The sequence below is a fragment of the Pengzhenrongella sp. genome (assembly GCF_036565025.1).
Classification (GTDB): Bacteria; Actinomycetota; Actinomycetes; order Actinomycetales; family Cellulomonadaceae; genus Pengzhenrongella.
In genome coordinates this window covers 1-3,930 of sequence record NZ_DATCNW010000160.1, presented here as the reverse complement: position 1 = coordinate 3,930, position 3,930 = coordinate 1, and the positions used below count along the sequence as shown (strand labels likewise).

General features: G+C 72.1%; 3 protein-coding genes. All 3 read left to right on the top strand.

Annotated elements, in window-relative coordinates:
- Positions 1-176: 176 nt before the first annotated feature.
- A complete protein-coding gene (locus tag VIM26_RS09130; protein WP_331950349.1) occupies positions 177-1,196 on the top strand; it encodes an Rv2578c family radical SAM protein in 1,020 nt (339 codons plus the stop codon).
- A gap of 142 nt (positions 1,197-1,338) precedes the next feature.
- Entirely contained in the window at positions 1,339-1,974 is a 636-nt protein-coding gene (locus tag VIM26_RS09125) for a 2'-5' RNA ligase family protein (protein ID WP_331950347.1), read from the top strand.
- A gap of 152 nt (positions 1,975-2,126) precedes the next feature.
- Positions 2,127-3,890 carry an aspartate--tRNA ligase gene (aspS, locus tag VIM26_RS09120; RefSeq protein ID WP_331950345.1) on the top strand — a complete coding sequence of 588 codons (1,764 nt, stop codon included), beginning with the start codon at positions 2,127-2,129 and terminating at the stop codon, positions 3,888-3,890.
- Positions 3,891-3,930: the final 40 nt, after the last annotated feature.

The window sequence follows — 3,930 nt, the reverse complement described above, 5'->3', positions numbered from 1 at the left end:
ACGTTCACCTGGGGTGCGCGTTCGATACACCCAGCCACACACCCAGCCGCCGATACGGCCGCCCGACGGCGTTCCGTCCGTGGCAGGGCTGATCGGCGTCCTGCAGGCGGATTGGACCGTGAATCCCTGCGGCGGAGGCCTTGACGAGTTGGTAGAACACGTGTTCGCATGTGGTCATGCGATGGGAAGGGCAGAAGGTCACCGCCGCGGCCGACGACGGCGCGCTGCCGGGGCTCGCGCTGGCCGGGCTCGTGCGGAGCGTGCGCACGCCGGAGTTCGCCGGGGTGACGTTCCACGAGGTGGTGTGCAAGAGCGCGCTCAACAAGGTGCCGGCCGCGTCGAGCATGCCGTTCCGCTGGACCATCAACCCTTCGCGCGGCTGCCTGCACGCGTGCGTGTACTGCTACGCGCGGACCACGCACGAGTATCTCGACCTCGACGCCGGCAAGGACTTCGAGACGCAGATCATCGTCAAGATCAACCTCGTGGAGGTGCTGCGTGCCGAGCTCGCGCGGCCGTCGTGGCGGCGCGAGCACGTGGCGCTCGGCACGAACACCGACCCGTACCAGCGGTCCGAGGGCCGGTACCGGCTGATGCCCGGGGTGATCGAGGCCCTCGCGGCGTCGGGCACGCCGTTCTCGATCCTCACCAAGGGCACCCTGCTCCGGCGTGACCTGCCGCTGCTCGTCGAGGCTGCCAGGTCCGTGCCGGTCAGCGTCGCGGTCTCGCTCGCCGTGCTGGACCCGGCGCTCCAAGCGTCCGTCGAGCCCGGGACGCCGACCGCGAGGGCAAGGCTCGAGCTGATTCGCGCGGTGCGTGACGCCGGGCTGCCGTGCCGGGTGCTCGTCGCGCCGGTGATGCCGTGGCTCACCGACTCTCCCGAGCAGCTGGACGCGTTGCTGGGCGCGCTCGAGGCCGCCGGCGCGACCGGGGCGGTCGTGATGCCGATGCACCTGCGAGGGTCGGTCAAGGGCTGGTTCCTCGGCTGGCTGGCCGCCGAGCGGCCCGAGCTGGTCGGCCGGTACCGGCGGCTGTACGGGCGCGGTGCGTACGTCCCGACGCAGTACAAGGACTGGCTCGCGGCGCGGGCCGGCCCGCTGCTGCGCGCGCACGGGTTCGGCGGCGACGGCGAGCACTGGCCGGACGGTGCGGTGCCGGCGGAGGGGCCGGAGATGGGGCAGCTGACACTGTTCTGAGCCGGCGCTGCGCTTTTTCTGGCGGGTCCGGTTCGGAGTTCGTGCTGACCCAGCGCTGACCGGCGGCCGCGAGCGGCGCGGTTTCGGATGGCGCGCACTCGATCTCCACCACCCGGTCGGCCCGCGGTGCCACAGTGGGTGCGTGCTGACGAAACCAGTGCAGAGCCTCGGGTTCGCGCTCGTGCAGGCCCGCGAGCGGGTGCGACCCGGCGGCGTGGTGGTGCACGACGCCGATCCGCGTCCCCGTTACGTGACGAGCGTCATCCGGGTCGGCGACGACCTGTCCGGGGTGCTGACCGAGGTGGCGCGCGGACTGCCCGGCGTTGCCGGGCACTACCTCTACCCCCGCAGCGACCTGCATCTCACCGTGCTGAACCTGGACACCGCGCGGCAACGCGCGGTCGCCGACCGGGTGGACGCCGCCCAGGACGTGCTGGCGGACGCGGAGCCCTTCCCCGTCGTCCTCGCGGGGCTCGGCATCTCGCGGCGCTCGATCTACGCCCGGGCGTACGACCCCACCGGCTCGCTGTTGCGGGTCCGCGCCCGGCTGGCGGAGGCGACCGGGTGCCGCCCGCCCTGGCCGCTGCGACTGCTCGGGTTCGTGAATCTCCTGCGATTCACCCAACCGTCTGTCGGTGACCCGCTCGCCGGCTGGACCGACCGGCGCCGGACGGCGCTGGGCACGTTCGAGGCCGCCGCTGTCGAGATCGTGCACACCGACAAGGTGCTCTCGACGGCCGGGACGGTCGTGCTGCACCGGATCGCGCTGAACGGCTGAACGGCTGAACCGCTGAACCGCTGAACCGCTGAGCCAGCCCCCGGGGGCGGGCCGCCGTCGGGCATTGAGCCCACAGGGCCCCGGCGAGCCAGCACGTAGGATCGTTCCCGCGCCGTCTCGGCGCTCCACCACCCCCTTCGAAGGGCTCTTTCGTGCTTCGCACCCATACCGCCGGCTCCTTGCGAGCTGAGCACATCGGCCAGACCATCACGCTCGCGGGATGGGTCGACCGGCGGCGCGATCACGGTGGGGTGGCCTTCATCGACCTGCGCGACGTCTCCGGGATCGCCCAGGTGGTCATCCGGGACGAGGCCGTCGCGCACGACCTGCGCAACGAGTACGTGCTCCAGGTGACCGGTGAGGTCGGCCGGCGCCCCGAGGGCAACGAGAACCCGAACCTCGCCACCGGTGCGATCGAGCTCGTCGCGACCGAGGTCGTCGTCCTGAACGAGGCCGCGGCGCTGCCGTTCCAGGTCTCCTCGGCGCTCGACGAGACCGTCGGGGAGGAGACGCGGCTCAAGTACCGGTACCTCGACCTGCGCCGGGCGGCCCCGGCGGCGGCCCTGCGGCTGCGGGCCAAGGCCAACGCGGCCGCGCACCGCGTGCTGGACGCGCAGGACTTCGTCGAGATCGAGACGCCGACCCTGACCCGGTCCACCCCCGAGGGCGCCCGCGACTTCGTGGTGCCCGCGCGCCTGTCGCCGGGGTCCTGGTACGCGCTGCCGCAGTCCCCGCAGCTGTTCAAGCAGCTGCTGATGGTCGCCGGGATGGAGCGGTACTACCAGATCGCCCGGTGCTACCGCGACGAGGACTTCCGCGCGGACCGCCAGCCCGAGTTCACCCAGCTCGACGTCGAGATGAGCTTCGTCGAGCAGGACGACGTGATCGCCGTCGGCGAGGACGTGCTGGTCGCGCTCTGGGACCTCATCGGGTACACGATCCCGACGCCGATCCCGCGAATGACCTTCGCGGACGCGATGGCGCGGTACGGCTCGGACAAGCCCGACCTGCGCTTCGCCACCGAGCTCACCGAGCTCACCGAGTACTTCGTGGACACCCCGTTCCGGGTGTTCCAGGCCCCGTACGTCGGTGCCGTCGTCATGCCGGGCGGGGCCTCGCAGCCGCGCCGGACGTTCGACGCGTGGCAGGACTGGGCCAAGCAGCGCGGTGCCCGGGGCCTGGCCTACGTGACGGTCAGCGAGGACGGCGAGCTCGGCGGACCGGTCGCCAAGAACCTGTCCGACGGCGAGCGGGCCGGGCTGGTCGCCGCCGTCGGCGCCCAGCCGGGGGACTGCGTGTTCTTCGCCGCCGGCAAGGTCACCGACGCGCGCGCCCTGCTCGGGGCCGCCCGCCTGGAGATCGGCAAGCGCTGCGGCCTGATCGACGAGAGCCAGTGGGCGTTCGTGTGGATCGTGGACGCACCGCTGTTCAAGCCGACCGGCGAGGACGACGACGTCGCCGTCGGCGGCGGATCCTGGACCGCCGTGCACCACGCCTTCACGTCCCCGACGCCCGAGTGGCAGAGCCGGTTCGAGGACGACCCGGGCAGTGCGCTCGCGTACGCCTACGACATCGTCTGCAACGGGAACGAGATTGGCGGCGGGTCGATCCGTATCCACCGCCGCGACGTCCAGGAGCGCGTGTTCCGCGTCATGGGGATCGGCGAGGAGGAGGCGCAGGAGAAGTTCGGCTTCCTGCTGGACGCCTTCCAGTTCGGCGCGCCGCCGCACGGCGGAATCGCGATGGGCTGGGACCGCATCCTCGCCCTGCTGACCGGCTCCGAGTCGATCCGCGACGTCATAGCCTTCCCCAAATCCGGCGGCGGCTTCGACCCCCTGACGGGAGCCCCCGCCCCCATCACCCCGGAGCAACGCCGCGAAGCCGGCGTCGACCCCGTCGTCCCCGCCGCGAAGTAGAGCCTGCGCGCCGAGGTAGAGCCCTGCAAGGCTCTACCTC